A 26,735-nucleotide genomic window follows, 5' to 3' on the forward strand; every position below is an offset into this window, starting at 1 on the left:
TGAACTCATGGCGAACACCCCCTGGCTGCTGCTCACCGTGACCGGGCTGTTCAGCCTGCTCATCGGCAGCTTCCTCAACGTAGTGATCCATCGGTTGCCCATCATGATGGAGCGTCAGTGGCAGAGCGAGGCCCGGGCCTGGCTGCAGGCCCAGGGGCAAGGCGGAGACGGTGGCGAGGTGGCCGGCCCTTACAATCTGGTCGTCCCTCGCTCCGGCTGCCCCCATTGTGGACACCACATCAAGGCTGTGGAAAACGTTCCGGTGCTGAGCTACCTGTTCCTGCGGGGGCGTTGCTCGTCCTGCGGCGCCCGCATCTCACCCCAGTACCCGTTGGTGGAGGCGGCCACGGCGTTGCTGTCCATGCTGGTGGTCTGGCACTTCGGATTCACCTGGGCCGCTGGCGCCGCCCTGCTGTACACCTGGTCTCTCATCGCCCTGGCGGTGATCGACCTGCGCACCACCCTGCTGCCGGACATGATCACCCTGCCCATGCTATGGCTCGGTCTGATCGTCAACCTGCCCGGCCTGTTCACTGATGCCACCAGCAGCGTCATCGGCGCCATTGCCGGCTATCTCAGCCTGTGGCTGGTGTACCATGCCTTCCGGCTGCTCACGGGCAAGGAGGGCATGGGCTATGGGGACTTCAAGCTCTTCGCCCTGATCGGGGCCTGGCTGGGCTGGCAGGTACTGCCGCTGGTCATCCTGCTGTCCTCCCTGGTCGGCGCAGTGGTGGGCATCGCCCTGATCGTGACCCGGGGACGGGACCGTGATATCCCCATCCCCTTCGGCCCCTACCTGGCCGCCGCCGGTTTCATCGCCCTGCTATGGGGAGATGCCATCATCAGGGTGTATCTGCAGGCCTTGGTCTGATGCGTCCCCCCCTCCTGTCCATGGAGCCCCCCCCCCCATGCTGACCGTCGGCCTGACCGGAGGCATCGGCAGCGGCAAGTCCACGGTCGGACGCCTGTTCCAGGCGCGTGGCGCCGGGCTGATTGACTCGGACGTGGTGGCCCGGCAGGTGGTAGAACCGGGCAGCGAGGGGCTGAAGTGCCTTGGCGAGGCCTTCGGCGATACCATTCTGGATGCCCACGGCCACCTGGACCGGGCTGCCCTGCGGGAATTGGTCTTCCAGAACAGCCAAGCGCGTCACAGATTGGAATCCCTGTTACACCCTATGATCTGGGCCGAGATGGACCGCCAACAATCAGAAACTCACGCCCCTTACTGCATGTTGGTGATCCCCTTGCTGGTGGAATCGGGCGTGCAGGGACGCGTGGACCGGGTGCTCGTGGTGGACTGCCCTGAGGACCTGCAGCGCTCCCGGGCCAGTGCGCGTGACAGGGTCTCCCCGCAGCAGATTCAGGCGATCCTTGATGCGCAGGCAACCCGCGCCCAGCGCCTGGCAGCCGCTGACGACATCATCGACAACAGCAGCGCACCCGATGTCCTTGAAAGCCAGGTAGAGGCGCTGCACCGGCGGTATCTGGACCTGTCTACCGGCCGCTGAAACAGCGCGGACCCGCCACGACCCCGGGGCCGGCCCCATACTTCAGAGGTGATAACATGTTTGTGAATTTCGGCCGCAAAGCGGAAAATAACGAGTATGTGGTCCACAATCCGCCTTCGGTCGCACCTGTGAAGGGATCCATCATCTACGAACAGCCTCTCCACGAGCGCATGCGCCTGTTCATGCGCCTGGAGGTATTGATGCACCGATTCTGGCACAGCCTGCAGCACGATGGCGGCCCCGACACCCACAACGCCCTGCTCACCCTGATCGAGTTACTCAACCTGACCAACCGGGTGGATCTTAAACGCGAACTCATGAAGGAACTGGAGCGTCAGACCACCAATCTGAGCCGGCTCAAGGAAGATCCTGGTGTGGATCAGCGGCGCCTGCAGGCGGTGATTGATCAACAACGCAAACTGATCGAGAACATTCACACCATCAATGGCCAGCTGGACCAGCAGGTCAAGGGCAACGACTTTTTCAACAGTGTTCGCCAGCGGGTGGCCATTCCCGGAGGCACCTGCGACTTTGACCTACCCGCCTACCATTTCTGGCTGATGCGACCGATCTCCGAACGCCGCAAACTGCTGGAGGAATGGGCTCGCCCCTTCGATGACATTCACGAGGCTGTGGGTCTCATTCTGGAACTCATTCGCAACGCCGGGGCACCGCAGAATCTCACCGCCAGCAAAGGTTTCTACGAACAGACCCTGGACACCAGTCAGCCCTGGCAGATCATCCGCATCGCACTGCCCCAGAACGCCTCCTTCTACCCCGAGATCAGCGCCGGGCGACAACGCTTCAATGTGCGTTTCCTGCAGCCAGGCGACATGCGCGAAAGGGCCCCGCAGTGCCAGGGGGATATCTCGTTCTCGCTGACGTGCTGCGCCCTGTAGCAACGGCGCGCAGGGGACAACGTGGCTTCAGTCCTGCGTGCCGCGTGCCGGGCGACTGAGCAGCACCGGAACCCGCACCTCATACTCCCGCCCTTCGTAGGCAAACCGCACCTGGGCCAGCCAGTCCAGGCGCCCTGACATGCATACGGGCAGGGCCGATGGGGCATGCCATATGCCTTCATCGCCCGCCCCGAACGCGAATCGGTTCACGCCCATGTCCATGCCCGGCATGATATAGGATACCTCCAGGGGCTCCACCGGCCCTTGGGCTTCCAGAATCAGATCAAAGTCCTCCAGTGGCGGGATGGTATCCGGACCGCGAAGCGTCAGGCGCATTCCATCCAGCCCCACGGTGCAGCCTGCACGATTCAGCTCGCAGCCCTCGGGCATCTCCAGCAGCACCCGATCCCCGGCGCCAGGGTCCAGCATCGGGCGCAACCAGGTTTCGCTGCCCCAGATACTCAGGCCAAGGACCAGCAGGATCACCGTCAGAACCTGCCACGGAGGAGGATTTCGAAGGTTCATGAACAGACACTCCTAGTCGGATGAACAAGCGGGCCAGACCCCACGGATACCGGCCACCCCCTGCCCCCCATGGGCACGGGCACGCGGGATGTCCTCGGGGGTCATCCCGCCCAGGGCATAAACCGGACAGGCGGCCTGGTCAGCCAATGACGCGAAGCGGGTCCAGCCCAGCGGTGCGACCCCGGGATGCGTCCTGGTAGGCGCCACGGGGGAAACCACGACGAAATCACAGCCCGCCTGTCGGGCCTGCGTCATGGAGACCTCATCATGCACCGAGGCTGCCATCAGGAAATCGGAGGCCAACCCGGACGGTCGCCCGCGCCAATCGCAAAGCCGCTGATGATTCAGGTGAACGCCATCCGCTCCCAGTTCCCGGGCCAGCGCGGGATCGGCATTGAGCATGAGCCGAACCCCTTGGCGCCGACACAGGGCCAGGGCATCCTCGGCCAGAGCGGCATAGGCCCCAACGTCCAGTTGCGGGGCACGCAGTTGCACCAGACTCACGGCGGGGTCCCCAAGACTGCACTCCAGATGCACCCGCAACTGCTCCGGATCCCAGTGATCCGGGGTGATGAGATAGCGGTCCGGCAGGGACAGGGCCCGGATAATGGAGCGATTGGCCTTTGGGAAATTGCGGGCATCCAGGGCCCGAACAGGCACCCATTTCAGGGGCTGACCTTCCAGGCCCTGGGGGGTGCCCTGAAAGTCAGTCACCCGGACCACATCCAGGTGAACCTGCAGGTCCGGGTAATCATGGGTCAGGCAGATCAAGGGTTCATGACTCAGGGGGGTGATGCCCAGTTCCTCGGCAAGCTCGCGGGTCAGGGCCTGGTCGCGGGACTCCCCTGGCTCCCGCTTCCCTCCTGGAAACTCCCAGCGCCCCCCCTGGTGGACATCCTGAGGGCGACGGGTGATCAGACACCGACCCTGATCATCCATGATCACGGCCACCACCACGGGCAGGGGCGAGCGGTCGTCACAGGTGGCCATGCGCCCTCTCCCGAGGTTCAGGAACGGTATTCGGCGTTAATGCGCACGTAGTCGTAAGAGAAGTCACAGGTGTACACTTCGGCCTGCTCATGCCCCCGCCCCCCCAGGTCGATGGTGATCATGATGTCCGCCTGATCCATGACCCGTTGACCGTCCTGCTCAGTGTACTCCGGCGCCCGCCCACCGTCGGCAACGATTCGCACGTCACCCAGATGGATGGTCACTGCATCCACGTCCAGCGCCGGCAGGCCGGCGCGCCCCACGGCGGCCAGGATACGGCCCCAGTTGGGATCAGAGGCAAACAGGGCCGTCTTCACCAATGGCGATTGGGCCACGGTCATGCCAACAGCGCGCGCCTCCCGGGCATCCCGGGCACGGGTTACCCGCACGGTGACGAACTTGGTGGCCCCCTCCCCGTCCCTGACGATGGCCTGAGCCAGGCTGCGGCAGATGCGCAGCAGGGCTGCCTCGAAAAGGCCGCGATCCTCGGCGCTCTCCACTGCCACACCGGAGGCCCCGGTGGCAGCCAGGACGCAGGCATCGTTGGTGGAGGTATCGCCGTCCACGGTGATGGCATTGAAACTCTGATCGGTACATCGCTCCAGCATGGCCTGCAGCTGATCGGATTCCACCCGCGCATCAGTGGCCACGTAGGCCAGCATCGTGGCCATGTCCGGATGGACCATGCCGGAGCCCTTGGCAATGCCGGTGAGGGTAACCGTACCACCGGAGAGTTCCACCCGCTCACTGATCCCCTTGCCCACCGTGTCAGTGGTCATGATAGCGCGCATGGCGCCCTTCCACCCTTCCGCGTTCAGTCCTTCCATCGCCGCTGGCAGGGCATCGACGATACGCTCCACGGGCAGGGGTTCCCCGATCACGCCGGTGGAGAAAGGCAGCACACGCTCCGGTTGGGTATCACCCGCCTTGGCCACGGCGGCGCAGCAGGCCTGCGCTGCCTGCATGCCTGGCGCGCCGGTTCCCGCATTGGCATTGCCGGCATTGATCAGCAGATAGCGCGGCGCCTCCCGGGCCAGGTGGTCCCGCGCCACATGCACCGGCGCAGCACAGAAGGCGTTACGCGTGAAGACAGCAGCACAGCGACTACCGGGCGCCAACTCCATCAACACCAGGTCATCGCGGCCCTTGTAGCGAATACCTGCTGCCACGGCGCACAGGCGCACTCCGGCGATGGGCAGCAGGCACTCGGGTTCAAAGAGGTGAACGGCCATGGCTCAATCCAGCTTGCCGTGGCAATGCTTGTACTTTTTGCCAGAACCGCACCAGCAGGGGTCGTTGCGCCCCAGCTTGGGTTCTTCCCGACGGTAGGGCTGTTCCTGCTCATCCTCTGACTGACCGGCATCGCCGCCCCGAGGAGCACCCTGACCCATCGGCTGAGGAACGCTGCCGCCCTGGGCACCACGCGCCGGTTCTTCCTCGCCCAGGGGGCTACCTGGCTGCGCATGCTGGAACTGCATCTTCGAGGGCCTGGTGGTGGTGCGCGTCTGTTCCTCAAGGGCCGCCACATCCTCGGCGGAACGCACCTGCAACCGCATCAGCATGGACACCACGTCATGCTTGACGCGCTCCAGCAGAGACTCAAACATGGCAAAGGCTTCTTTCTTGTACTCCTGCTTGGGGTTACGCTGGGCGTAGCCACGCAGGCCAATGCTCTGGCGCATGTAGTCCATGGCGGCCAGATGCTCCTTCCAGTGGCTGTCCAGCACCTGAAGCATGACGTCCTTCTCGATGCGGCGCATCATTTCCGGTCCCACCACGTCAGCCTTGGCCTTGAGTGCCGTGTGGAATGCCTCTTTCAGGCGCTCCCGCAGGGTCTCCTCGTGGAGATCATCGTCCTTCTCCAGCCAGTCGGCAATATCCAGCTTCATACCGAACTCGCTCTCCAGGGCCTGGACAAGGCCGGGAACATCCCACTGCTCTTCAATGGAACCGGGGGGGATATACTGGCTCACCGTCTGGTCGAGTACATCATGGAGCACGGGCTCGATGGTGTCGGAAATATCCTCCGAGTCCAGCAACTCCCGGCGCTGTTCGTAGACCACCCGGCGCTGGTCGTTAGCCACATCATCGTATTCCAGCAGGCTCTTGCGAATATCGAAGTTGTGTCCTTCCACCTTGCGCTGGGCATTCTCGATGGCCTTGGTGACCCAGGCATTCTCGATGGCCTCGCCTTCCTTCATTCCCAGGCGCTGCATCACCGCCTTGACCCGGTCGGAGGCAAAGATGCGCATCAGGTTGTCTTCCAGAGACAGGAAGAAGCGGCTTGAGCCGGGATCCCCCTGACGGCCCGCGCGACCACGTAACTGGTTGTCGATACGTCGGGACTCGTGGCGCTCGGACCCGATGATATGCAGGCCACCGGCCTCCAGGACTGCCTCGTGGCGCTTTTCCCAATCGGCCCGGATCTTCTTCACCTGCTCTGGATCCGGCGTCTCCCCCAGGCCCTCCAGCTCCGCATCCAGGCTACCTCCCAGAACAATGTCGGTCCCGCGACCGGCCATGTTGGTGGCGATGGTCAGCGCACCGGGACGACCTGCCTGCGCAATGATATGGGCCTCGCGCTCATGCTGTTTGGCGTTGAGCACCTCGTGATGGATCTTTTCCTTGTTGAGCAGCTTGGCCAGGGTCTCCGAGGCCTCCACTGAGGCGGTACCCACCAGCACGGGCTGTTTGCGTTCCCTGCAGTCCTTGATCTCCTCGATGATGGCCTTGTACTTCTCCTGCTGGGTCATGTAGACAAGATCCTGCATGTCATTGCGCACCATGGGGCGGTTGGTGGGGATCACCACCACCTCCAGGGCATAGATATGCTGGAACTCGTAGGCCTCGGTATCGGCCGTGCCGGTCATGCCGGACAGCTTGTCGTAGAGGCGGAAGAAGTTCTGGAAGGTGATGGATGCCAGCGTCTGGTTCTCGTTCTGGATCGGCACTCCTTCCTTGGCCTCCACAGCCTGGTGCAGACCATCGGACCAACGCCGCCCCGTCATCACCCGGCCAGTGAATTCATCAATGATGAGGACCTTGTTGTCCCGCACCAGATACTGCACGTCCCGTTGGAACAAGGCGTGGGCCCGCAGGGCCGCGTTCAGGTGATGCAGCACGGGGATGCTGGCGGCATCGAACAGGCCCTGGCCTTCCTTGAGCAGACCGGCTTCCAGCAGCAGTTGCTCGGCCTTTTCCTGACCGTCCTCGGACAGAAAGACCTGCTTCGCCTTCTCGTCCACCACGTAGTCACCCTCGGACTCCTCGTCCTCCTGAGGGATGAATTGAGGAACAATGTCCTTCATCCGGGTGTAGAGGTCGGAGTTTTCGCTGGTGGGCCCGGAAATGATCAGTGGCGTGCGGGCCTCGTCAATGAGGATGGAGTCCACCTCGTCGACGATGGCGTAGGCCAGATCCCGCTGTACCCGATCCTCGGCGCGGAACGCCATGTTATCGCGCAGATAATCGAAACCATATTCGTTGTTGGTGCCATAGGTGATGTCAGCCGCATAGGCCTCCCGACGGGTCACCGGGCGCAGGTGCAGCGGCGCCTCGTCGTTACCAGGGAAATCGGGATCGAAAAGATAGGAGGCGCTGTCCACACCCTTGCCACCAGAGGCATTGATCACCCCCACGGACAGCCCCAGCGCATGATAGACACGCCCCATCCAGGCCGCATCCCGGCGGGCCAGGTAGTCGTTCACCGTGATCACGTGCACGCCCCTGGCGGGCAGGGCATTGAGGTAGGCCGCCAGGGTGGCCACCAGGGTCTTGCCCTCACCGGTGCGCATCTCGGCGATGCGACCGTCATTGAGCACCATGCCACCGATGAGCTGCACATCGAAATGGCGCATCTCCATGAACCGCCGACCGGCTTCGCGCACCACGGCGAAGGCCTCGGGCATGAGATCTTCCAGGGTCTCATCCTTGGCCAGACGATCACGGAATTCCCGGGTCTTGGCCTTGAGAGCCTCTTCGGAGAGGGCCTTGACCTCTTCCTCCCGTTCGTTGACGCGCTCCACCACTTTGGCATAGCGCTTGACGAGGCGGTCGTTACGACTGCCGAAGATCTTTCTTACGAGGGTTGTGACCATGAAGGTTTCGCGCTGCGTGACTGGGTTTTTGTTCGGCCATGATAACTGATCGTCCACCGGGGCGCAGGAGGCCGGGGACCGCGCCCGATGAGCCCACCCGGGCTGTCTAGCCGGAGGACTGGATGAAGCGATGAGGATTGGTATGACGACCATCCTTGAGCACTTCGAAATGCACATGGGTGCCGGTGGCCCGGCCGGTGGCGCCCATGGTTGCGATCACGTCGCCCTTGCGCACCGCATCGCCCACCGAGACCCGCATATCCCGATTGTGGGCATAGCGCGTGACATAGCCGTTACCGTGATCGATCTCCACCAGTTTGCCAAAGGCATCGTTATCGTCGGCAAACACCACGATACCGCCGGCCACCGCAATGATTTCGGTGCCAGGCCGGGCGGCAAAGTCCACCCCCCGATGAAAGGCCTGGCGGCCGGTGAAGGGGTCGGTGCGGGTGCCATAGCCGGAGGACATCCAGCCCGTCTTCACCGGGCGACCCGCGGGGGTGACCTCCTCCTGCAACTGCCCGGAGAGGATCAACTGATCCAGCAGCCGCAACTGGGACTCCCGATCGTCCAGAACCTGGGCCAGGGCGTCCAGTTCCCGCATCAGATCCGACCGCCGGGTGTCCTGCAGGACATCCTCGGGACCGCCAATACCGGGCAAGCCGGCAAAGTCGAATTCGCCATCCTCCAGGCCGGCCATGCTCACCAGCTTGCTCCCCAGGGCGTCCACGCGGGCGGCCTGAGCCTGAAGCCGGGCCACCCTGATGGTGAGGGCGTCGAGACTGGCCTCGGTGGTATCCCGGGCCTGGGCGAGTTGCTGGCGCTGCTCGACCAACGCCTGTTCCCACTGAATGACGATGGCATCCGAAGGAGCCTGACGGCTTCCCCACTGGTATCCGGCCCACAGCAGCAGGCCGCCGACCACCATCAAGGCGGCCAGGGGCACAGCAAACTGTTGCCAACGGGCACATTGGATACGACGCGGACCGTTCTGGCCCTGACCTGCGAGTAGAATGATCTGCATGACGACCTGAGTTTGTGAGTGACACCACCCGACCAAACCGCGAGCCGGAATAAGGCGGGGATGTGCCTGGCACAATCCCGTACAAAACGACAAACTTTGAGATAATAACGAAGCAGCCCGTTCAAGGGAAACCATTCACGCCCACACCCGCTTCGGAGCATTCACCATGCGTGCCCCTCGAACCTATCTCGATCCCACGATGCTGGAGCAGGCGCGACGGCTGGAGGCCATGACTCAGAGTGTGCGCACTCTGCTGCCGCCGGGGCTACGGGACCATTGCTGGGTGGGAAACATCAAGGAAGGCGTATTGATCCTGGTGACGGACTCCGGCACCTGGGCGCATCAGCTACGCTACATGCAGCGGGAAATCCTCAAGCAGATGAAGGCCTATCACGGCATCAGCGCCCGGTCGGTGAAGATCCGCGTGCGACCGGTGATGCAAGCCTTTACACCGCGCCCCGGCAAGCCGTTACCCCCGCTCAACGAAGAGGCTCGCGAGGCCCTGTCCCGAGCCGCGGACTCAGTGGGGGATCCTGAACTCAGGCAGACCCTGCGTCGCTTTTCAACGCAGGGTTGATGCAGCAGTCGTCAGGCGGTGGCCGCCTGAGCGTAAGAGATGGGCAGGCGCTCGGATTCGTCCTCGAAGGTCACGATCTCGTAGGCATCCGGCTGGTGAATCAGCTGGCGGATCAGGCGATTGTTCAAGGCATGACCTGACTTGTAGCCCTCAAACGCGCCGATCAGGCTGTAGCCCAACTGGTACAGATCACCGATGGCATCCAGGATCTTGTGCTTCACGAACTCATCCTCATAACGCAGGCCGTCTTCGTTGAGCACACGGAAGTCGTCGAGTACCACGGCATTATCCAGACTGCCCCCCAGGGCCAGCTGCTTGCTGCGCAGGGCCTCGATATCCCGCATGAAACCGAAGGTGCGGGCCCGACTCACTTCCTTGACAAAGGACGTGGTGGAAAAATCCAGCTCGGCACTCTGGATACCTCCACTGAAGATCGGGTGATCAAAGCCGATGGAGAAGGCGACCTTGAAGCCATCGAAGGGTTCGAAGCGGGCCCACTTGTCATCCTCACGCACTTCCACCGGCTTCTTGATCCGAATGAAGCGTTTGGGCGCGTTCTGTTCGACGATCCCCGCTGACTGAATCAGAAAGACGAAGGGCCCCGCACTGCCATCCATGATGGGCACCTCGGCAGCGCTGACCTCGACATAAAGGTTATCGATACCCAGACCTGCCACCGCAGAGAGCAGATGCTCCACCGTGGACACCCGCACGGGACCATCCACCATGGTGGTGGAGAGGCAGGTATCCCCGACATTCTCGGGGTGCGCCTTGATCTCCACCACTGGATCCAGATCCACGCGACGGAAGACCACGCCGGTATCTGCCGGGGCCGGGCGCAACATCAGGTAGATCTTCTCCCCGGTGTGAAGCCCCACCCCGGTGGCCCGGATGGTGTTCTTGAGTGTGCGTTGTCTGATCACAGTGATGTCCTCGAAGCGTCGGACAGCCCCCGAAGGGCGCCCTGCCGTTCCCGCCAGGGCCGGACCGGCGTCGATAAAAGCAGTCGACTATAGCACAGCATCATCTAATGTGCAGTGCAGCATAAACGGCCGATCATCGGCCCGATCTCCCCGGTGGGCGCCCGCGCGGGGGTGGGTACCCCACCACGCGGGGCACCCACCGTCCTCCACAGACCATGATCAGTCAGCCTGTTTGCGCAGGAAGGCCGGGATATCCAGGTAGTCCATATTGGTGTTACCGGAAGAATCGTACCCCCCATTGCCTTGCTGCTTGCGCATGACTGCGGGGCGATCCAGCTTCTCGTAATCGACCACTTCCAGCTCCGACTGCCCCTGCTGCACAGCCGCGGCTGCCGCACCGCCGCCAGCGGCGGCCACCTGGTGGGTCTCCACCAGTTTGACGGCAGGCTTTTCCCGGGTGGGACGAGTGGCCTGCCCGGGGGTGCCCAGACCGGTGGCCACCAGGGTCACGCGCAATTCGTCGCTCATGTCCGGATCGATCACCGTACCCACCACCACGGTGGCGTCTTCGGAGGCAAATTCCTTGACGGCGGCGCCCACTTCCTCGAACTCACCGATGGACATGTCCATGCCAGCGGTCACATTCACCAGGATGCCGCGGGCCCCGGAAAGGTTCACATCCTCCAGCAGCGGACTGGAGATGGCAGCCTCAGCAGCCACCCGGGCGCGATCACCACCGGAGGCGGTGCCCGTACCCATCATGGCCATGCCCATCTCCGACATCACCGTGCGCACGTCGGCGAAGTCCACGTTGATCAGGCCCGGACGGGTGATCAATTCAGCGATCCCCTGAACCGCCCCCAGCAACACGTCATTGGCCGCCTTGAAGGCATCCAGCAGGGTGACGTTCTTGCCCAGCACCGAGAGCAGCTTGTCGTTGGGAATGGTGATCAGGGAATCCACATACTTGGCCAGATTCTCCATGCCCGACTGAGCGACCTGCATGCGCTTCTTGCCCTCGAAGGGGAAGGGCTTGGTGACCACCGCCACGGTCAGCACCCCCATTTCCTTGGCGATCTGCGCCACCACCGGCGCCGCGCCGGTCCCCGTGCCACCGCCCATGCCGGCGGTGATGAAGACCATGTCGGCCCCATCGATCATCTCCTGGATACGCTCACGGTCTTCCAGGGCGGCCTCGCGACCCACGGTGGGATCGGCACCGGCCCCCAGACCCTTGGTGATATGGGCGCCCATCTGCAGCAGGGTTTTGGCATCCACACGCTTCAGGGCCTGGGCATCCGTATTCGCGCAGACAAAGTCCACGCCCTCAATGGAAGCGTTGACCATATGCTGTACCGCATTACCACCGCCGCCACCGACGCCGATGACCTTGATCACCGCGTTTTGCGGATAGGTATCCATCAATTCAAACATTTCTGTTACCTCCTAGAACCCATTGGTTCATTCAACCTGATTGATTTTGCGAATCCCGACCACACCCAGCCAGTCGCCGCATTCCCGTGTATTCTTCGCCATTCCCTTCCCAGCCCCGCATCACAGGTTCCCCTGGAACCAGCTGCGCATGCGTGCCCAAACCGATTTCATGCCACCGCCACGCACCCCTTCGCCGGTACGTTCCTGACGGCTTTCATGACCAAACAACAGCAGACCCACCCCGGTGGAATGCACTGGATTGCGAACCGCATCCACCAGCCCGGTCACGTAATGTGGCAATCCCAGTCGCACCGGCATATGGAACACCTCTTCGGCCAGTTCCGCGACGCCCTCCATCTTTGAGGACCCCCCGGTCAGCACCACGCCCGCGGCCACCAGTTCCTCGCAACCGGAACGCCGCAGTTCCGACTGCACCAGAGACATCAATTCCTCATAGCGGGGCTCCACCACCCCGGCCAGGGTCTGACGCGAAAGCCGGCGCGGCGGGCGGTCCCCCACGCCGGGCACCTCAATGGTCTCCTCCGGATCCGCCAGCTGCCGCAGGGCGCAGGCATACTTGATCTTCAGGTCCTCGGCATACTGGGTGGGCGTGCGCAGGGCCACGGCGATGTCGTTGGTCACCTGGTCCCCGGCAATGGGGATCACCGCCGTGTGACGGATGGCCCCATCGGTGAACACGGCGATATCGGTGGTGCCACCACCGATATCCACCAGGCACACCCCCAGCTCCTTCTCGTCCTCGGTGAGCACGGCGTAACTGGACGCCAGTTGCTCGAGGATGATGTCATCCACCTCCAGACCACAGCGGCGGACACACTTGATGATGTTCTGGGCTGCAGACACGGCGCCCGTCACCAGATGCACCTTGGCCTCCAGGCGCACCCCGGACATGCCCACCGGCTCGCGAATCCCCTCCTGTTCATCGATGATGAATTCCTGGGGCAGCACATGCAGGATGCGCTGGTCCGCCGGTATGGCCACTGCCCGTGCGGCATCAATCACCCGCTCCACGTCCGCCGGCGTGACTTCCTGGTCCTTGATGGCCACCACACCGGTGGAGTTGAGGCTCTTCACGTGACTCCCGGCAATGCCGGTGAACACCGAGTGGATCTGACAGCCCGCCATCAACTCGGCCTCCTCGATGGCCCGCTGAATGGACTGTACGGTGGACTCGATATTGACCACCACGCCCTTCTTGAGGCCCCGGGAGGGATGCGAACCGATGCCAACGATCTCGATCTCACCCTCATCGGTGATCTCGCCAACGATGGCCTCCACCTTGGAGGTGCCGATATCCAGGCCGACGATCATTCCCTTATCCGATCGCTTCGACATAAGTATTCTTCTCCCATACCCGGACGGTCGCTGTCTGCCGCTGTTGCCTGTTGGTCATGCATGTCTTCAATTCATTCATTCCGATGCCTCCGTCGGCTCTTCCCAGGCGACGGCAATGCCGTTGGTGTAACGCATGTCGATGCGCTTGATGGGCTCATCCCGATGCTCCGTCAATCGCGGATACATGCGCACCAGACGATCCAGACGATCCGTATCCATGCCACGCCCCATGACCACCTGACTGCCATCCTGCAGCCGGATCACCCAGGAGCGACGCACATCCTCCCTGAGTCCCGCCACTTCCAGCCCCACATCCGCGAGACGGGCCTGGACGGCCAGATAACGTTCCATCAGCGGCCGCTCGCGACCTTCACGCCCCCTCAGGATGGGCAATCCCTCCGGGTGAGTCTCCACCGGAGGGTAAAAAAGTTCACCATACTGATTGAGCAGTGCGGCCTCGCCCCAAACGGCCACCGGCACCTGCTCATCCACCCGAACCTTCAGGCGATCCGGCCATTCACGGCGCACCGAGACGCCGTACACCCAGGGCATTGCCTCCACCGCTTGCTCCACCGGCCGCAGGTCGAGGCTGAAGAAGCCGCCGCCCACATAGGGCGCCAGGGTCTGCGATATCTCCTGGCGATCCAGGTACTGAAACGCCCCCTCGATCACCACGCTGCGCACTGGCAGGGTCTCTGGATGCAGCAGACGCTCCACGCCCTGGGTCACAAGCGCCATCAGCAGCACAACCAGCCCTCCCAGCCATGCCAGGCGCAGGCCGCGGCGCAGCAACGGCCGGCGCCACCAGGGAGGTTGCGGTTGATGCCGCCGGGCCATGGTGCGTTTGCGCATGCGCACTGCATTACCGCCCTCCCGGCGTCAGGGTCGTGGCCAGAATGCGGACGACCAGCGCCTGGAAATCCAGCCCCGCCGCCCGTGCGGCCATGGGGACCAGACTGTGATCCGTCATGCCCGGCACGGTGTTCACCTCGATGAGCCAGGCGCCACCCTGTCCATCCAGCATCAGATCCACCCGGCCCCAGCCCTCACCGGACACCGCCTTGAAGGCATCCAGCGCCAGCCGCCGCAGCCGCTCTTCCTCCTCGGCGGGCAGCTCGCAGGGACAGTGGTAGCGGGTGTCTTCCGATTGATATTTGGCCTCGTAGTCGTAGAACGCCCGGGGGGTCTCCAGCCGGATCAGCGGCAGTGCCTGTCCGTCCAGGATGGCAACGGTGTACTCGGCACCACGCACCCAGCGCTCGGCGAAGACGGGACCGCCACACCGGGCAGCCGTCTTCTGGGCCTGAGCCAGCGCCTCAAGCCGCGCCACCTTGGACATGCCAATGCTGGAGCCTTCCAGGGCCGGCTTGACGATCAGGGGCAGGCCCAGGGCGTCAACGATCGCCTGGGGGTCCGAGCCCTGCTCCAGCACCCGGAAGTCCGGCGTGGGCAGACCGGTGCCACGCCACAGACGCTTGGTCAGCAGTTTGTCCATGCCCAAGGCCGAGCCAGCCACGCCGCTGCCGGTGTAGGGCAGGCCCAGCACCTCCAATGCCCCCTGGATGACGCCATCCTCCCCGCCCCGGCCATGCAGGACGATAAAGGCCCGGTCGTAGCGGTCCCGCGCCAGCACATCCAGGATGTCCCGACCGACATCCACTCCATGGGCGTCCACATCGGCCGACCGCAGGGCCTTGAGCACCTCGGCACCGCTGCGCAGTGAGACCTCCCGCTCCGCGGACCAGCCGCCCATGAGCACCGCCACCTTGCCAAAATCCGCCACGTTCGAATGATTCATGCCCGAGCCTCCCGATGCGGTTCACCGACGATGCGCACCTCCGACTCCAGTGCCACACCGTCATGCGCCTGGACTGCCTGGCGCACATGGTTCATCAGGTCTTCGATGTCCTGGGCCCGGGCACCACCGGTATTAATGATGAAATTGGCATGCTTCTCGGATACCTGGGCACCACCGATGGCAAAACCCTTGAGCCCGCAGGCCTCGATCAGTCGCGCCGCATGATCTCCGGGAGGATTGCGGAACACCGAGCCACAGGAGGGTTGGCCGATGGGTTGGGTCTTGCCGCGCCGGGCCAGCAACGCCTTGATGTGCTGGCGGCTGCGGGCACCCTCGCCGGCCTGGAACTGGAGCACAGCCTCCACAAACCCCGCCTCTCCCGGGCCACGCACCGAGCGGTAACCCACCTGGTATTCCGAGGCGTGACGCCGCGTCATCCGCCCCTGGCGATCGATGGTCACCACCTCCCGTACATGGGACCAGGTGTCATCCCCCCAAGCCCCGGCATTCATGGCCAGGGCACCCCCCAAGGCGCCGGGGATCCCGGCGAAGAACTCACCACCCACCCGGTCATGCTCGGCGCAGAACCGGGCCAGCTTGGCGCAGGTCACCCCGGCCCCGGCCCGGACCCGATCATCTTCCAGTATCTCCAGTTCATCCATGATGCCACTGCAGGCGATCACCGTGCCGCGCACGCCCCCATCACGCACCAGCAGATTACTGCCCAGCCCAACCCACAGCAGGGGCTCCCCAGCACGCAGCCCGGAGAGGAAGCGGCCCAGGTCCTCCACATCGGCAGGGCGATACCAGCGATCCGCCGGCCCCCCCACCCGCCACGAGGTGTGGCGCGCCATCCATTCATTGATGCGCAGTTCGCCTCGCAGATGGCCCGCAGTCATTCCAGGCCTCCTGTCGCCCCGAGGGCCCGCGGCAGGCTGGCAGACAGCGCGCCCACATTGCCGGCCCCCTGGGTCAGCAGCACGTCACCATCCTCGAGGACACCCTTGAGGGCCTCCACCAGGCGCTCCGGGGCATCCACAAAGACCGGATCCACCCGTCCGCGCATGCGGATCGCCCGGGCCAGGGTGCGGCCGTCGGCCCCCTGAATCGGCTCCTCGCCCGCCGGATAGACCTCCAGCAAGACCAGCGCATCGGGCTCGGACAGGGTTTCGGTGAAATCCTCGAACAGGTCCCGGGTACGGGTATAACGATGAGGCTGAAACGCCAGCACCAGGCGGCGATCCGGCCAGGCAGCGCGGGCGGCGGCCAGGGTCGCGGCCACCTCGGTGGGATGATGACCATAGTCATCCACCAACAGCACTTGGCCGCTCGCGGTCTGCAATTCGCCGTACACCTGAAAGCGGCGCCCGATCCCCTGAAACCCCTGCAGCGCTCGCTGGATGGCCTCGTCGCCCACCCCCAACTCGTGGGCCACGGCCACGGCGGCCAGGGCATTGAGCACGTTATGACGCCCGGGCAGGTTGAGGGTGACCGGGAAGCCGGCATCCCGACCCGGCAGGTGCAGAAGGAAATGGGTGCGGGTGCCATTGGCCCGCAGCTGTGTGGCCCGCACATCCGCCGGCTGCTCCACCCCGTAGGTGAGCATGGGGCGACCGATACGGTCCATCAACTGGCGAATATGGCCATCATCCACGCACAGCACCGCCAGACCATAGAAGGGCAGGTGATGCAGGAACTCCAGAAAGGCATCCCGCAGCCGGCCAAAATCCCCCTCATAAGCTGCCAGATGATCGGCATCAATGTTGGTGACCACGGAAATCATCGGTTGCAGACACAGGAAAGAGGCATCGCTTTCGTCCGCTTCCGCCACCAGGTAACTGCCCTGCCCCAGGCGGGAATGGCTAGCGGTGCTGTTGAGGCGTCCGCCGATGACGAAGGTGGGGTCCAGCCCCCCCTCGGCCAGCAGGCTCGCCACCAGGCTGGTGGTGGTGGTCTTCCCATGGGTGCCGGCCACGGCAATGCCATAACGAAAACGCATCAACTCGGCCAGCATCTCGGCACGGGCCACCACCGGGATGCGCCGCTCACGGGCTGCACATAGCTCCGGATTGTCCGGACGGATGGCACTGGAGATCACCAGCACATCGGCATGGGCCACGTGGGCGGCATCATGACCCTGATGCACATCCACCCCAAGCCCTTCCAGGCGCCGGGTGACCGCGTTCTCCGCCATATCCGAGCCGCTGACCTGATACCCCAGGTTGGCCAGCACCTCGGCGATACCGCCCATGCCAGAGCCACCAATGCCCACAAAGTGAATCCGGCGGATGCGACGCATGCCGATCATGGCAGTGGGTGCATTCATTGCCCCTCTCCTCCCTGCGCCAGGGCCTGACAGGCCTCGGCCACCCGCCGGGTCGCTTCGGGATGGGCCAGGGCGCGTGCCTTCTCGGCCATCTCCAGCAACTGCGGGCGAGTCATGGCCTGCAGCCTCGCTGCCAGATCCTCGGCATTGAATTGCGTTTGCGGGATCAACCAGGCCGCCCCGGGATCGGCCAGATAGCGTCCATTGGTGCGCTGATGGTCATCCACCGCATGCGGATAGGGGACCAGCATCGAGGCCACGCCGGCAGCGGCCAACTCGGAAACGGTCAGCGCACCGGAGCGACAGATCACCACGTCGGCCCAGGCGTAGGCCTCGGCCATATCCTCGATGAACGCATCCACACGGGCCTCCACGTCGGCAGCCTGATAGGCTGCCCGGGCCTGCTCCACGGTGCGCTCACCCGCCTGATGACGGATCAATGGGCGTGCCTCCCGGGGCAACCGCGCTACCGCCTGGGGCATACAGGTATTCAGGGCCAGGGCACCCAGACTACCGCCCACCACCAGCAGGCGCAGCGGCCCCTCCCGACCCGCCATGCGTTCGGCGGGTGCCGGCAGATGCAGGATCTGCTCGCGCACGGGATTTCCCACGGTCATGGCCTCGTGGCGGGTCGCAAAGGTGTGAGGAAAGGCCTCGAGCACCAGGTCGGCGCGACCCGCCAGCCAGCGATTGGTCAGACCCGCGATGGCATTCTGTTCATGAATGACCAGGGGCCGGCCCAGGGCCGCGGCCATCAGGCCGCCCGGGCCGGAGGCAAAACCACCCAGACCCAGTACGGCGCGAGGTTTGAGGCGCATGAGCAGGGCAAGGGCGGCCCAGAGGGCCACACCGACCCGCCAGGGTGCCAGCAGCCAGGTACCCAGCCCTTTGCCACGCAGACCGCTCACCGGCAGGGTGTGGAAGGGAATGCCGGCCTCGGGCACCAATCGGGCCTCCAGACCGTGCGCGGTGCCCAACCAACAGACCACTTCACCCCGAGCCTGCAGATGGGCCGCCACCGCCAGCCCCGGAAAGACATGTCCGCCGGTGCCACCGGCCATGATCAGGATGGGACGCCGACTCATGCGAGCCCCTCCGGTCGGATCTTGCGTCGAGGGCTTCGGCGACGCCAGCCTCCGCTTTCCACGGTTTCCCGATGGACTCGCGCCAACAATCCCATGGCGGCACAGGTCACCAGCATCGAGCTACCGCCATAACTCATCAGCGGCAGAGTCAAACCCTTGGTGGGCAGCAATCCCATGTTCACTCCCATATTGATGAAGGCCTGCAGCCCGATCCAGATGCCGATGCCGTAGGCCAGATAGGCGCCGAACCGGTGGCCCGCCGCCTCGGCCGCCTGACCGATGGCGAAACTACGCCAGATCAGAAAGACGAACAGACCCACCACCACGCAGATACCCACCAGTCCCAGCTCCTCGGCCATCACCGCAAACAGGAAGTCGTTATGGGCCTCGGGCAGATAGAACAGCTTCTGTACGCTGCCTCCCAGCCCCACACCAAACCAGGAGCCACTGCCGATGGCAATCAGTGACTGGGTGAGCTGAAAACCGGTGTTGAAAGGATCGGTCCAGGGGTCCATGAAACCGGTGAGGCGGGCAATACGATACGGGGTCTGCACCGCCAGGTAGGCCATGGCACCACTCACCACACCGAGCAGCAGGATGAACTGCCACAGACGGGCACCCCCCAGAAAGAGCATGCCCAGGCCAATGGCCATGAGCACCACCGCAGCCCCGAAGTCCGGCTGCATCAACAGCGGTAGGGTGACCAGCGCCAGCAGCAGCATGGGTTTGACAAAGCCCATCAGGCTCTCGCGCACCTGGCGTCCATGTCGCACCAGGTAACCCGCCAGATACAGCGTGATCAGCAGCTTGACCACCTCGGATACCTGCAGGTTGAACAGACCCAACGAGATCCAGCGGGTGGATCCATTCACCGTCTTGCCCACACCCGGCACCAGCACCAGCACCAGCAGCACATAGACCAGAATCAGTAACAGCAGACCCGCCTGCTCCCAGTAGGCCAGGCGCAGGGAATACAGGACCCAGGCGGCGGTCATCCCCAGGGCCACGAAGATCGCCTGCCGTTGGAAAAAATAGAAGGGCTCGGCCATGCCAACGGAGGCCGATGCCACCATGACCAGCCCCAGCGACAGCAGGGCCAGCACCACCAGGGCCAGGCCCACGTCAATGCGCTGGTGAATCTCCACCGTCAGACGGGTGCCCACATCGCGGCTTGCCTGGAGATCCAGCATCTTCATGACACCAGCCTCCGCACCGCCGCCTCGAACACCTCGCCGCGGTGCTCGTAGCCCCGGAACATGTCAAAGCTGGCGCAAGCCGGGGAGAGCAGCACGCTGTCCTTACGGCGCGCCAGGCGGGCCGCCTCATCCACGGCCTGATCCAGGTCGCGGGCCCGCACCACCGGCACGACGCCGTCCAGGGCCTGTTCGATGACACCGGCATCCTGCCCCAGGAGCACCACCGCCCGGGCCCTCTCCTGGGCCACCTGGCGCAGCGGGGTGAAATCCTGCCCCTTGCCCTGACCACCAGCAATCAGCACCACGCGACCGGGCAAACCGGTCAGGGCCGCCAGCGTGGACCCCAGGTTGGTGCCCTTGGAATCGTTGTACCAGTTCACGCCCCGGAAGGTGGTCAGCCACTGGCAGCGATGGGGCAGACCCGTGAAGCGCCCCAGCACCACGATACTGGTCTCCAGGGGCAGACCAACGGCATCGGCCAGGGCCAGGGCCGCCAGGGCATTGGCAATATTATGACTTCCCGCCACCCGCAGGGTGGATTCGGCCACCAGGGTCTGTTCCCCTCGCGACAGCCATTGCACGCCGCTGCGCACATGCAGGCCGAACTGCCCCGTTTCGGGGACATCCAGACCAAAGCTCACCGGGGAGACCTCCGGCTGCATGGCACTGACCACCGGGTCGTCCCGGTTGATCACTGCGGCCCGGGCCCGGCGGTAGATCCGCGACTTGGCTTCGGCATAGTCGGACAAGTCACGATAACGGTCCAGATGATCTGCGGAAACATTGAGCACCACCGCTGCGGCACAGGCCAACGAGTCGGTGGTCTCCAATTGAAAACTGGATAACTCCAGGACATACAGATCTGGCTCCGGGTTGCTCAGCAGGTCCAGGGCCGGGGGACCCAGGTTACCGCCCACCGCCACCCGACGCCCCGTGGCACGCGCCATCTCGCCCAGCAAGGTGGTCACAGTGCTCTTGCCGTTGGAGCCCGTGATGGCCACCACGGGAGCCGTGGCGGCCTGAGCGAACAGTTCGATGTCCCCCTCCACCCGGGCACCCGCCGCCACGGCCGCCCGCACCGCGGGTTCCCGCACACTGACACCGGGGCTCACCACCAGCCGCTCGAAACCGGCGAACAGGTCAGGGTCGAAGGGCCCGCGGTACAGGGAAACCTCCGGAGCCAGGGCCCTGAGCGCCTCGGCACCGGGCGGGTTCTCGCGGGAGTCGGCCACGCAGAAGGGTTCGCCGCGGGCGGTCAGATACCGCGCCACGGATAACCCTGTGCTGCCCAGTCCCACGATCAAGGTCTTCATTGCCTTCGTCACGTCCACACCGCCATCAGCGGATCTTGAGGGTGGCCAGACCGATGAGCACCAGCACCACGGTGATGATCCAGAAACGGACAATCACCCGGGGCTCAGGCCAACCCTTGAGTTCAAAATGATGATGCAGCGGCGCCATGCGAAAGATGCGCCGCCCTGTGAGCTTGTAGGAGACCACCTGCAGAATCACCGACAGGGTCTCCACCACGAAGACGCCGCCCATGATCACCAGCACGACCTCCTGACGGGTGGTCACCGCCAGCACCCCCAGGGCCGCCCCCAGGGCCAGGGCACCCACATCGCCCATGAAGACCTGCGCTGGATAGGCGTTGAACCACAGAAAGCCCATGCCAGCCCCCACCAGGGCGGCCGAAAAGACGACAAGATCCCCCACGCCAGGCACGTAAGGAATACCCAGGTAGTCGGCGAAGACGACATGGCCGGAGACATAGGCAAATACGCCCAGGGCTCCCGCCACCAGCACGCAGGGCATGATGGCCAGGCCATCGAGACCGTCGGTGAGGTTCACCGCGTTGCTTGAGCCCACGATCACCAGCCAGGCCAGGGGGATGAACCACAGCCCCAGATCGATGGCCACATCCTTGAAGACAGGCATGATCAAGGTGGTCTCGATGGGGTTTTGCGCCGTGTAGAAAAGCAGGATCGCCGTGGCAAAGGCCACCACCGACTGCCACAGCAACTTCTTGCGGGCCGACAGCCCCTGGCTGTTGCCGTAACGCAGCTTCAAGTAATCGTCGATGCCACCGATTAACCCAAACAGGAGGGTGACGATGAGCACGATCCAGACAAAGCGGTTTCCCAGATCGCTCCACAGCAGGGTACTGACGGCCACAGCCACCAGGATCAGCGCCCCGCCCATGGTGGGCGTACCCGCCTTGCCCAGGTGGGTCTGGGGGCCATCGTCACGAATATGCTGGCCCACCTTGTACAGGGTCAGGCGCTTGATCATGGTGGGCCCGACCCAAAGGGCGATCAGCAGCGCCGTGAGCACGCCCAGGATGGCACGCAGGGTCAGGTACTGGAAAACGCTCAGTGCGGTGTAGTACTGGCTCAGATACTCAAACAGAATGAGCAGCATGCTCTTGGCTCCCCGATGGTTCTTCTTGCCGCTCATCCGGCGTGATCAATGCTTCCACGATGCGCTCCATGCGTCGCCCCCGCGATCCCTTGACCAGGATTGTCCCGGCCTCACCCGAGGTTGCTTGCAGGGTATGGATCAGGGCCTCCCGATCCTTGAAATGGGTAGCGCCTGCCCCGAAACCTTCCACCGCGTGGCGGCACAGCGGGCCCACCGCCAGCAGTCGGTCAATGCCCCGGGCGGCGGCGTATTCACCGGTCTGACGATGCAAGGTGGGGCCGCCCCCCCCCAACTCACCCATGTCGCCGAGGACCAGGATCCGGGGCGCGGGCTCGTCCAGCAGCATGTCCACGGCAGCCCGGGTGGAGGCCGGATTGGCGTTGTAACTGTCATCAATGATGTTGATACCATGCGGTCCGCGGCGCCGCATGAGTCGCCCGGGCACCGGGGCCAGCGAGGCCAGCCCGGCGGCGATGGTGTCAAGATCCAGACCCAGCGCCAGGGCCGCGGCGGCGGCGGCGGCGGCATTGAGGCGGTTATGAGCCCCCGGCAGGGCCAGGTCCAGGCACACACTCGCACCTTCATGACGAATCCATGCCTTGCCATCGGCGCCCTGCCCCACCCGCACCTGTGCCTGTTCACTGCTGCCGAACAGCAGCGTGCGACGCCCCGCATTCAGGCCCATCCAGAACGGCGCATAGGCATCATCGGCGTTGATCACTGCCACCCCGTCGGTGCCCAGCCCCTGGAAGATCTCGCCCTTGGCGCGGGCCACGCCTTCCAGACTGCCAAAGCCCTCCAGATGGGCCGGACCGGCATTGGTGATCAGCGCCACCCGAGGGCCTGCCAGGGCGGTGAGGCCAGCGATCTCCCCCGCGTGGTTGGCCCCCATCTCAATCACCGCGAACCGGTGCTCCATGGAGAGACGCAACAGGGTCAGGGGCACGCCGATCTCGTTGTTCAGGTTACCCTGGGTCGCCAGGGTATCTCCCGCCTGCTGCAGGATGGCGGCCAGCATCTCCTTGACCGTGGTCTTGCCATTGCTGCCGGTGAGGGCCACCACCTCGGCCGGGCAACGACGGCGCCACCCCGCGGCAAGCGCCCCCAGAGCCAGACGGGTATCCTTCACCCGGATCCGGGGGTGCCCGGACACCACGGGACGATTCACCATGACGGCGGCGGCCGGCAGGGAGGCGTCAATGAATTCATGGGCATCGAAGCGCGGCCCCTGCAAGGCCACGAACAGCGATCCCCCGGATACCTGGCGGCTATCCGTCGACACCCCTGTCACGATGACATTCCCGCCGCTCGGGCTGCCGTCACACAGGGCCGCCACTTCTTGAAGCGAGAGCCGCATCATGCGCCACCCCCGGTCAGGGCCAGGGCCAGATCCCGGTCGCTGTAGGGTCGCACCTCGCTGCCCACCACCTGTCCGGTTTCGTGGCCCTTACCGGCCACCAGCACCATATCCCGGGATCCGGCCTGCATGAAGGCATGACGGATCGCTGCGTCCCTTTCCACCTCGATGTGCACCGCATCGGGGCGAGCAAAGCCACGACTCACTTCCTCAATGATCGTGAGGGGATCCTCCCATCGCGGATTGTCACTGGTGAGGATCACGTGATCCGCATACCGCTCGGCGGCCCTGGCCATGAGGGGGCGCTTGCCCCGGTCCCGGTTGCCCCCGCAGCCGAACACGCACCACAAATGCCCGCTGCAATGGTCCCGCGCCGCCTGAAGAGTCTGAGTCAGAGCCTCCGGGGTATGGGCATAATCCACCACGAGCGTGGACCCATGGCTGCCACGGAAACACTCCATACGCCCGGGGATGACCGGACTGCGCGACAGGCGCTCCAGGGCATCGGAGAGGGTGACGTCCAGAGTGAGCAACGCGCCCAGAGCGGCCAGAAGGTTCAACACGTTGAACCGGCCCAGCAGCCGGGTTTCCAGTTCGCCGTCGCCCCAGGGGGTATGCACCCGACAACGCACACCCTCGGGCCCGAGGTGCAGATCCGAGGCCTGCAGATGATCCCGCCCTGCCGGATCGGGCCGCAGGCCATAGCCGAGAATCGGCACGTGACCTTCAATGCGACCGACCAGCATCTGGCCGAAGGGGTCATCCAGATTGAGCACCGCCGTTTTCAGGCCCGGCCATTCGAACAGCCTGGCCTTGGCCTCGCCATAGGCGGCAGCGGTCACATGATAATCCAGGTGATCGTGGCCCAGGTTGGTCAGGATGGCCAGGTCGAAGTCCACGCCTGCCACCCGGTGCTGGGCCAGGGCATGGGAGGAGACCTCCATCACCACCTGGCGAATGCCCTGAGCGCTCAACTCGGCCAGCCACCGATGCAGGGTGACCGGGTCAGGCGTGGTCAACCCCGGGTCACGCAACGCACCCCAGCGACCACAGCCCAGGGTTCCCACCACTCCGCAGGGTGCGCTTTCGCTATCCAGGGCAGCCGCCAGAATCTGCGACACCGAGGTCTTTCCATCGGTACCCGTGACGCCCACCACCTTCATGGATCGGCTCGGATGCCCATGAAAGCGTGCCGCCACCTGGCCCAGGTAGCGGCGAAGGTCCGGTGCCTGAATAAAGGGAACATCATCCCCCAGGTGGGGCGCGCTGCCCCCCTTGAGAGGCTCCCAGACCACCGCTGCCACGCCCTGGCGAATGGCTTCAGCGGCATGGGTCAGCCCATGATGGTCGTGGCCGGCCAGGGCAAAAAAGACTTCGCCGGGTTGAGCCCGGCGACTGTCCAGACACAGGCCAGTGATCTCTCGATCCCATTCCGCGGGCACACTCACATGCGGATTCAGAAGCTCCGACAGGCGCCAGGCAGGGTGGGAAGCGCCGCGCAGGGTCATGCCGGGTGCCCCTGGCCGGAGCCGGACACGGAACGCAACTCGGGCAGGTCGTCCGGCGGGATGTCCATCAGGCGCAGGGCGCCCCGCATCACATTGGAAAACACGGGTGCTGCCACCTGCCCACCGTAGTATTGATCGCCACTGGGCTCGTCCACCATCACCACCATCACGAGTCGGGGGTTGCTGGCTGGCGCCATGCCGGCGAACAGGGACAGGTAACGCCCCTCACTGTAACCGCCAGCGGTGGATTTACGCACCGTACCGGTCTTGCCCGCCACCCGGTAACCCTCCACGCGCGCCCGCACGCCGGTGCCTTCGGGGGACACCGCGGCCTCCAGCATGTCCACCAGGGTGCGGGCCGTGCTGGCATGCATGACCCGTTGCCCCGGACGGGAGTCCTGGGACTGCACGAAACGAGGCTCGGGCATCATCCCTTCATTGGCGATGGCGGCATAGGATCGGGCCAGTTGCAGCACGGATACGGACACCCCGTAACCAAAGGCCAGAGTGGCCCGATCCACTTCGCGCCAATAGAGAAAATCGCGCAGGGTGCCACCGGCCTCCCCGGGGAAACCGCTGCCGGTGGCCCGACCGAAGCCCACCTGGTAGAGAGTCTCCCACAACTGCTGGGGCTCGATGGCCATGGCCAGCTTGCTGGCGCCCACATTGGAAGACTTGATCAGCAGGGTGGACAGGTCGATCAGGCCATAATTGCGAATGTCACGAATGGTGTGTCGCCCCACACGCAGGGTGCCGGGGCTGGTTTCCAGCAGGGTTTCTGGCTGAAACTGCCCCGACTCGAGGGCAGCGGCCACGGTAAAGGGCTTGATGGTGGACCCTGGCTCGATCAGGTCCGTGACGGCACGGTTGCGAAACCGGTCCCCCTGCAGGGTGTCACGGTTGTTAGGGTTATAGGAGGGCTGGTTGACCATGGCCAGTACATCGCCACTATGAGCGTCGAGGATGACGGCTGATCCTGCCCGCGCACCGTGGGCATGCACCGCCGCCTTGAGTTCCCGATAAGCCAGGTATTGCAGCCGCTGATCGATGGTCAGGCGCAGATCCTGCCCGGGGTTCGCCGGCCGGATGTTTTCCACGTCACGGATCACCCGTCCATAGCGATCACGCAACACCCGCTTGGCCCCCGGCTCACCGGTCAGCCATGCGTTGTAGCCCAGCTCGATACCCTCCTGCCCCTGGTCGTCGATATTGGTGAAACCCAGCACATGGGAAGCCACCTCTCCCATGGGGTAATAGCGACGGTACTCACGCTGCAGCGCCACGCCCGGCACGTTCAACTCGGATACCTGCATCCCCACATCGGGCGTCACGTGGCGACGCAGGTAGACGAATTCACGATCGGCCCGATCGGACACCCGCCGATGCAAAGCGGCCGGCTCCAAACCCAGCACCCGGGCCACCTCCGTCAGGCGCTGCGGCTCTTCCAGAACCTCCTGGGGGTTGGCCCAGACCGTATCCACGGGCGTACTGACCGCCAGGGGTTCACCCTCGCGATCCATGATCATGCCCCGGTGGGCTGGGAGGGAAACCACGCGCAGGTGTCGGGCATCCCCTTCGCCGCGCAGGAAATCCTGCTGCACCACCTGCAGATCCACGCCGCGGGCGAGCACGGCGGAAAAGCCGAGCACAAGCGCACCCAGCACCACCAGGCGCCGCCAGCGGGATACCCCTGTGGTTTCCTCTTTCATCG

23 protein-coding genes are annotated in these 26,735 nt (G+C 64.5%); 4 read left to right on the forward strand and 19 right to left on the reverse strand.

Translation table 11 applies throughout. The features are described 5' to 3' along the window. The first annotated feature begins 7 nt into the window (after positions 1-7). The 3 genes from LPW29_RS02860 to zapD are packed head-to-tail and all read left to right on the forward strand — an operon-like array spanning position 8 to position 2,407. Positions 8-871, forward strand: coding sequence for a prepilin peptidase (locus LPW29_RS02860; RefSeq protein WP_238626758.1), 864 nt, complete (start codon positions 8-10; stop codon positions 869-871). 37 nt (positions 872-908) lie between these two features. Beyond that, positions 909-1,508, forward strand: a complete 600-nt coding sequence (gene coaE / locus LPW29_RS02865; RefSeq protein WP_238626759.1) for a dephospho-CoA kinase — start codon at positions 909-911, stop codon at positions 1,506-1,508. A gap of 56 nt (positions 1,509-1,564) precedes the next feature. Next, a complete protein-coding gene (zapD, locus tag LPW29_RS02870; protein WP_238626760.1) occupies positions 1,565-2,407 on the forward strand; it encodes a cell division protein ZapD in 843 nt (280 codons plus the stop codon). A gap of 27 nt (positions 2,408-2,434) precedes the next feature. On the opposite strand, the gene LPW29_RS02875 is transcribed toward zapD, so the two are convergent. The 5 genes from LPW29_RS02875 to LPW29_RS02895 all read right to left on the reverse strand — a co-directional run bounded on the left by LPW29_RS02875 (position 2,435) and on the right by LPW29_RS02895 (position 9,043). Beyond that, the gene (locus LPW29_RS02875; RefSeq protein WP_238626762.1) at positions 2,435-2,932 is read right to left on the reverse strand and encodes a hypothetical protein; all 498 of its coding nucleotides are present in this window, start codon (positions 2,930-2,932) and stop codon (positions 2,435-2,437) included. A 12-nt stretch (positions 2,933-2,944) separates the two neighbouring features. After that, positions 2,945-3,922: a Nudix family hydrolase gene (locus LPW29_RS02880; RefSeq protein ID WP_238626763.1), complete on the reverse strand. Its 978-nt coding sequence runs from the start codon at positions 3,920-3,922 to the stop codon at positions 2,945-2,947. A gap of 17 nt (positions 3,923-3,939) precedes the next feature. Then, on the reverse strand, positions 3,940-5,154 hold the full coding sequence (gene argJ / locus LPW29_RS02885) for a bifunctional glutamate N-acetyltransferase/amino-acid acetyltransferase ArgJ (RefSeq protein ID WP_238626764.1): 1,215 nt from the start codon (positions 5,152-5,154) through the stop codon (positions 3,940-3,942). A gap of 3 nt (positions 5,155-5,157) precedes the next feature. Then, positions 5,158-8,019, reverse strand: a complete 2,862-nt coding sequence (gene secA, locus LPW29_RS02890; RefSeq protein WP_238626765.1) for a preprotein translocase subunit SecA — start codon at positions 8,017-8,019, stop codon at positions 5,158-5,160. A gap of 106 nt (positions 8,020-8,125) precedes the next feature. Further along, positions 8,126-9,043 carry a M23 family metallopeptidase gene (locus LPW29_RS02895; protein WP_238626767.1) on the reverse strand — a complete coding sequence of 306 codons (918 nt, stop codon included), beginning with the start codon at positions 9,041-9,043 and terminating at the stop codon, positions 8,126-8,128. Positions 9,044-9,209: 166 nt separating this feature from the next. Between LPW29_RS02895 and LPW29_RS02900 the strand changes: the two genes are divergently transcribed. Beyond that, entirely contained in the window at positions 9,210-9,620 is a 411-nt protein-coding gene (locus LPW29_RS02900) for a DUF721 domain-containing protein (RefSeq protein ID WP_090250840.1), read from the forward strand. Between the two features lie 11 nt (positions 9,621-9,631). On the opposite strand, the gene lpxC is transcribed toward LPW29_RS02900, so the two are convergent. The 14 genes from lpxC to LPW29_RS02970 form a co-directional block, all read right to left on the reverse strand. Then, positions 9,632-10,543 carry a UDP-3-O-acyl-N-acetylglucosamine deacetylase gene (lpxC, locus tag LPW29_RS02905; protein ID WP_090250837.1) on the reverse strand — a complete coding sequence of 304 codons (912 nt, stop codon included), beginning with the start codon at positions 10,541-10,543 and terminating at the stop codon, positions 9,632-9,634. 219 nt (positions 10,544-10,762) lie between these two features. Next, positions 10,763-11,977 carry a cell division protein FtsZ gene (gene ftsZ / locus LPW29_RS02910; protein WP_090250833.1) on the reverse strand — a complete coding sequence of 405 codons (1,215 nt, stop codon included), beginning with the start codon at positions 11,975-11,977 and terminating at the stop codon, positions 10,763-10,765. Positions 11,978-12,097: 120 nt separating this feature from the next. Beyond that, positions 12,098-13,333: a cell division protein FtsA gene (gene ftsA / locus LPW29_RS02915; protein ID WP_238626769.1), complete on the reverse strand. Its 1,236-nt coding sequence runs from the start codon at positions 13,331-13,333 to the stop codon at positions 12,098-12,100. Between the two features lie 75 nt (positions 13,334-13,408). Beyond that, complete coding sequence (locus tag LPW29_RS02920) at positions 13,409-14,185, reverse strand: cell division protein FtsQ/DivIB (RefSeq protein WP_238626771.1); 777 nt, start codon at positions 14,183-14,185, stop codon at positions 13,409-13,411. 10 nt (positions 14,186-14,195) lie between these two features. Beyond that, positions 14,196-15,131, reverse strand: coding sequence for a D-alanine--D-alanine ligase (locus LPW29_RS02925; protein WP_238626772.1), 936 nt, complete (start codon positions 15,129-15,131; stop codon positions 14,196-14,198). Continuing rightward, entirely contained in the window at positions 15,128-16,030 is a 903-nt protein-coding gene (gene murB, locus LPW29_RS02930) for a UDP-N-acetylmuramate dehydrogenase (protein WP_238626773.1), read from the reverse strand. The genes LPW29_RS02925 and murB overlap by 4 nt, the downstream gene beginning before the upstream one ends. Then, on the reverse strand, positions 16,027-17,457 hold the full coding sequence (gene murC / locus LPW29_RS02935; RefSeq protein WP_238626774.1) for a UDP-N-acetylmuramate--L-alanine ligase: 1,431 nt from the start codon (positions 17,455-17,457) through the stop codon (positions 16,027-16,029). The genes murB and murC overlap by 4 nt, the downstream gene beginning before the upstream one ends. Further along, a complete protein-coding gene (gene murG, locus LPW29_RS02940; protein ID WP_238626776.1) occupies positions 17,454-18,542 on the reverse strand; it encodes an undecaprenyldiphospho-muramoylpentapeptide beta-N-acetylglucosaminyltransferase in 1,089 nt (362 codons plus the stop codon). Before murG ends, murC begins: the two co-directional genes overlap by 4 nt. Beyond that, positions 18,539-19,738, reverse strand: coding sequence for a putative lipid II flippase FtsW (gene ftsW / locus LPW29_RS02945; protein WP_238626777.1), 1,200 nt, complete (start codon positions 19,736-19,738; stop codon positions 18,539-18,541). The genes murG and ftsW overlap by 4 nt, the downstream gene beginning before the upstream one ends. Beyond that, the gene (gene murD, locus LPW29_RS02950; RefSeq protein WP_238626779.1) at positions 19,735-21,051 is read right to left on the reverse strand and encodes a UDP-N-acetylmuramoyl-L-alanine--D-glutamate ligase; all 1,317 of its coding nucleotides are present in this window, start codon (positions 21,049-21,051) and stop codon (positions 19,735-19,737) included. Before murD ends, ftsW begins: the two co-directional genes overlap by 4 nt. A 25-nt stretch (positions 21,052-21,076) precedes the next feature. Next, positions 21,077-22,159 carry a phospho-N-acetylmuramoyl-pentapeptide-transferase gene (gene mraY / locus LPW29_RS02955; RefSeq protein WP_090250809.1) on the reverse strand — a complete coding sequence of 361 codons (1,083 nt, stop codon included), beginning with the start codon at positions 22,157-22,159 and terminating at the stop codon, positions 21,077-21,079. Then, a complete protein-coding gene (locus LPW29_RS02960) occupies positions 22,140-23,519 on the reverse strand; it encodes a UDP-N-acetylmuramoyl-tripeptide--D-alanyl-D-alanine ligase (RefSeq protein ID WP_238626781.1) in 1,380 nt (459 codons plus the stop codon). Before LPW29_RS02960 ends, mraY begins: the two co-directional genes overlap by 20 nt. Continuing rightward, a complete protein-coding gene (locus tag LPW29_RS02965; RefSeq protein ID WP_238626783.1) occupies positions 23,516-25,024 on the reverse strand; it encodes a UDP-N-acetylmuramoyl-L-alanyl-D-glutamate--2,6-diaminopimelate ligase in 1,509 nt (502 codons plus the stop codon). The genes LPW29_RS02960 and LPW29_RS02965 overlap by 4 nt, the downstream gene beginning before the upstream one ends. After that, on the reverse strand, positions 25,021-26,733 hold the full coding sequence (locus LPW29_RS02970) for a peptidoglycan D,D-transpeptidase FtsI family protein (RefSeq protein ID WP_238626786.1): 1,713 nt from the start codon (positions 26,731-26,733) through the stop codon (positions 25,021-25,023). Before LPW29_RS02970 ends, LPW29_RS02965 begins: the two co-directional genes overlap by 4 nt. Between the last annotated feature and the right edge of the window lie 2 nt (positions 26,734-26,735).

This window comes from Ectothiorhodospira sp. 9100 (genome assembly GCF_022227565.1).
Classification (GTDB): domain Bacteria; phylum Pseudomonadota; class Gammaproteobacteria; order Ectothiorhodospirales; family Ectothiorhodospiraceae; genus Ectothiorhodospira; species Ectothiorhodospira marina.